The following is a 4,223-nucleotide window of genomic DNA, read 5'->3' as shown; positions in this document are numbered from 1 at the left end:
GGGGTGTCCCCCGCCACCTCTCCCCGGGGCTCGCGCCCGCCCGCCGCGGACCCGCCGGTGGGTAGGATGGCCTGCTGGTCGCACACCAGCGCCGAACGGAGGACCACGTGGGCAAGAAGGGCCGCGGGCGACAGCGCGGCGGGGACCGCCGCACGGCCGGGCAGGGCGCCCAGCCCTGGGCCGGTCCCGCGCCCGGGGACTCCCCCGAGCGGGTCGTCTCGGAGGCGGTCGACGCGCTGGTGCTCGGCCGGGAGGGCGGCGGCGTGGACCTGGCCGCCGCGCGCCTGGCCGACGCCGAGGACCCGGCGCGGGCCGGGGCGGCGGAGCGCGCCGTCCGCGACGCCCTCCTGGCGGGGGTGGCCTCGGCGTGGGCGCGCGGGTGGCAGCCCGCCGAGACGGTCCGCCAGGCGGGCCGCGTACTGGACCCGGTGGCGGCGGCGGTGTGCGCCGACGCGGTGACGGCCGACCTCGACCGCCACTCCCCCGACACGGTGGACCCGCGCTGGACCGCGCAGGTGCGCGAACTGGGCGCCGCCCCGGCCTGGGGCGGCACCGGGGACTACCTGGCGCACGTGGGCGCCGGGCACGGGCTGCTGCGCTTCGAGGCGGTGGAGACGGCGCTGCGGCTGCTGGCCGCGCTGCGCGTGCTGCCGCCGCTGCACCGGCTGTGCCCGCCGCCGGGGGCGTTCCGTCCGCGGCCCGAGGGCTCCGCGCGGACCCCGGAGGCGGTGGACCAGGGCAAGCTGGCCCGCGTGCGCGCGCTGCTGGCCAAGGCCGAGTCCACGGAGTTCCCCAGCGAGGCGGAGGCGCTGAGCGCCCGCGCGCAGGAGCTGATGGCCCGGCACAGCATCGACCGCGCCCTGCTGGCCGAGGAACCCGGGCAGGCGTCGGAGGCCGCCTCGGGGCGGCGGCTGCCGGTGGACGCGCCCTACGACGAGCACAAGGCGGTGCTGCTGCACGAGGTCGCCGAGGCCAACCACTGCCGGGCCGTGTGGGACCGGGAACTGGGGCTGTGCACGGTGATGGGCTTCCCGGGCGACGTGGAGGCGGTGGACCTGATGTTCACGTCGCTGCTGGTGCAGGCCGAGACGGCGATGCGGGCCAGCGGTTCGGTGCGCGACCGGTCCGGCAGGGCAGCGGGCAGGGCCTTCCGCGCCTCGTTCATGTCCGCGTTCTCGGTGCGGGTGGGTGAGCGGCTGGTGGAGTCGGCCCGCTCCGCTGAGGAGGCCGCCGCGGCCGAGACCGGCACGGACCTGGTTCCGGTGTTCGCCGCCCGCGAGCGCGAGGTGGAGGCGGCCGTGGCCGAGGCCTTCGGCGAGCTGACCTACTCGCGGGTGCGCGGGCCCGCCAGCGAGGACGGCTGGTACGAGGGCCTGGCGGCGGCCGACGCCGCGTCCCTGGGCGCGCACCGCCGCGTCGCGGACCGCTGAGCCCGCCGCGACAACGCCGGGAGGCCGGTGCCCTCGGTCGGGCCGGGCGGCGGAGCGGCTGGGGCGACCGGTGGGACGGTGCGACCGACACGGGAGGACCGGCCCTCCGGGGCGGCTGACGCGGCCGGGCCGCGGAGCGGCAGGACGCATGGTGCGGCCCCGGCGGCCGACGCGGCGAAAACCGGTGGCCGCGCGGCAGGACGAACCGGTACAACCGTGGCCATGCGCAAGTACCCGCGGACCCGGCACATCCGGGGCTCCCGCCTCCAGAGGGGCGACCACGACCTGGCGGCCGTGCCCTTCTCCGCGCTGGCCGGACGCCACCTGGTGGTGGAGGAGAAGCTGGACGGCGCCAACGCCGGGATCAGCTTCGGCCCCGGCGGCGAGCTGCGCCTCCAGAGCCGGGGCCACTACCTCACCGGCGGCCCCCGCGAGCGGCACTTCGCCCCGTTCAAGGCCTGGGCGGCGACCGTGGCTCCGCTGCTGCGGCCGCGCCTGGGCGAGCGGTACGTGCTGTACGGGGAGTGGCTGTACGCCAAGCACACCGTGTTCTACGACGCGCTGCCGCACCTTTTCTGCGAGTTCGACGTCCTCGACACCCGCGAGGACGCGTTCCTGTCCACGCCGCGCCGCCGGGAGCTGCTGGAGGGCGCCCCGGTGGTGTCGGTGCCCGTGCTGCACACCGGTCCGCTGGAGCGGTTGGCGGACCTGACCCGCCTGGTGGGCCCCTCCACCTGCCGCACCCCCGGCTGGCGCGGGGCCCTGGCCGAGGCGGCGGGGGCGGCGGGCGCCGACCCCGGCCGCGCCCTGGCCGAGAGCGACGGCTCCGACCTCATGGAGGGGCTCTACGTCAAGGTCGAGGAGAGCGGCCGCACGGTGGACCGGTACAAGTGGGTGCGCCCGGGGTTCACCTCCGCCGTCCTGGACTCGGGAACGCACTGGCTGGACCGGCCGCTGATAGCGAACGGGCTGGCCGATCCGGAGGTGCTCTATGCGGGTGTTCGCTGAGCTGTGCCCGGCGCCGCCGCGCTGGGACCTGGACTGGGCGCGGGTGCGCGAGGCCCTCCCGTGGGTGCGCGACCTGGCCGGGGTGGAACAGGATCCGGTGCACCACGCCGAGGGGGACGTGGAGACGCACACCCGCATGGCGTGCGAGGCGCTGGCCGAGCTGCCCGCGTGGCGGTCCCGCCCCGCCGCGGAGCGGGAGCGGTTGTTCGCCGCCGTGCTGCTGCACGACGTCGCCAAACCGCTGTGCACCCGCCGGGAGGAGGACGGCCGGGTGACCGCGCACGGCCACTCGCGGCGCGGGGACCTCCTGGCGCGCCGGCTGCTGTGGGAGGCCGCGGCCGAACCCGGGGCCGCCGCCTCGCCGCTGGAGGCGGTGCGCTGGCGCGAGCACGTGGCGGCCCTGGTGCGCCACCACCAGGTGCCGTTCTGGGCGCTGGAGCGCCCGGACCTGCGCCGCATCGCGTTCCGGGTGAGCCTGGTGGCGCGCAACGACGACCTGGTGCTCCTGGCCACCGCCGACATCCTGGGCCGCCGCTGCGGCGACACCGCGGAGGTCCTGGAGAACATCGGGCTGTACGGCGAGTACTGCCGGGAGCAGCGGTGCCTGGACCGGCCGAGGGGGTTCCCCTCCGACCACGCCCGGTTCTGGTTCTTCCGCAAGCCCGACCGCGACCCGGACTACGCCGCCCACGACGACACCCGGATGACGGTGACCGTCATGTCGGGGCTGCCGGGTGCGGGCAAGGACACCTGGATCGCGCGCGAGCGGCCGGGCGTGCCGGTGGTGAGCCTGGACGCGCTGCGCGCCGAGCTGGGCGTGCGCCCGACCGCCGACCAGCGGCCGGTGGCGGCGGCCGCGCACGCGCGCGCCCGCGAGCACCTGCGCGCGGGGCGGTCGTTCGTGTGGAACGCCACCAACGTCTCGCGGTCGCTGCGCGACCAGTGCGTGGATCTGGCGGCCGCCTACCGGGCGCGCGTGGAGATCGTCTCGGTCGAGGCCCCGCCCCGGGTGCTGCGGGCCCGCCTGGACCGCAGGCGGGCGCCGGTCCCGGCCGCCGCCGTGGAGCGCCTGGTACGGCGCTGGGAGTGCCCGGACCCGACCGAGGCGCACCGGCTCCTGCGGTGGACCAGCGCCTGAGGCTCCGCCGGGCCGGGGGCGGCCCCGCGGGTGCGAGCGGCCCCGGACCGGTGCTTCGGCGTGCGTAGGCGGCCTCCTCCCCCGCTTCGGACGGCCTTCGCCGGGGGACAGGGGTGATTTCGGCGTTCTTCCGCGCGGGCCCGCGACCCGCGGTTAGTCTGATCCCGTTTCAGTGGCTCACGGCACTTCGGGTGGTATGTCAATGACTGAGCGCATCTACTCCGCCGTGCACGCGTGCCTGGACTGGGCCGGGACCATCGAGCCCCGGCCCGTCCTGAACACCGACAGCCTGCTCTTCCTGCTGGCCGCCCACCTGGACGCCGGCGCTCCCGACCCCGGGGACTGGTCCACCGCCGACGTCCACGACATCGCCCGTACCGTCCGCGTCTGGGACCGCGTGCCCGACAGTCTCAGGGACACCTGGCTGACCTGGTGCGACTTCCTGGTCGACCAGGACCGGTTACTGTCCGCGGAGAGCCCGCGCCGCCTGCGCGCCGCCATCGCCACGGTCGACCTGGCGCCCGGCGGTCCGCCGCCGCCCGAGGACCGGACCGACAGTGCCGCCCTACCGCTCCTGGACCGGCTCGGCGTCGGCGCGGACGGCGCTCCCGAGGCGCTGCCGACGGTCGTCCCGGCGGATCCGGCCG

3 protein-coding genes and 1 pseudogene are annotated in these 4,223 nt (G+C 77.2%); all 4 read left to right on the top strand.

All coding sequences use genetic code 11. The features are described 5' to 3' along the window. The first annotated feature begins 107 nt into the window (after nucleotides 1-107). The gene (locus DQW06_RS17860) at nucleotides 108-1,430 is read left to right on the top strand and encodes a DUF2786 domain-containing protein (RefSeq protein WP_117198950.1); all 1,323 of its coding nucleotides are present in this window, start codon (nucleotides 108-110) and stop codon (nucleotides 1,428-1,430) included. Between the two features lie 222 nt (nucleotides 1,431-1,652). Next, nucleotides 1,653-2,438 carry an RNA ligase family protein gene (locus DQW06_RS17855; protein ID WP_117198951.1) on the top strand — a complete coding sequence of 262 codons (786 nt, stop codon included), beginning with the start codon at nucleotides 1,653-1,655 and terminating at the stop codon, nucleotides 2,436-2,438. Beyond that, nucleotides 2,422-3,576, top strand: coding sequence for an AAA family ATPase (locus DQW06_RS17850; RefSeq protein ID WP_013153625.1), 1,155 nt, complete (start codon nucleotides 2,422-2,424; stop codon nucleotides 3,574-3,576). The genes DQW06_RS17855 and DQW06_RS17850 overlap by 17 nt, the downstream gene beginning before the upstream one ends. Before the next feature lie 202 nt (nucleotides 3,577-3,778). Further along, nucleotides 3,779-4,223 (top strand): annotated as a pseudogene (locus DQW06_RS17845) (hypothetical protein); the annotation flags it as partial.

This window comes from Nocardiopsis sp. TNDT3 (assembly GCF_003427465.1).
Lineage (GTDB): Bacteria > Actinomycetota > Actinomycetes > Streptosporangiales > Streptosporangiaceae > Nocardiopsis > Nocardiopsis dassonvillei.
The sequence above is the reverse complement of the archived record's forward strand: the minus strand, read 5'-3'. Positions and strand labels throughout refer to the sequence as shown.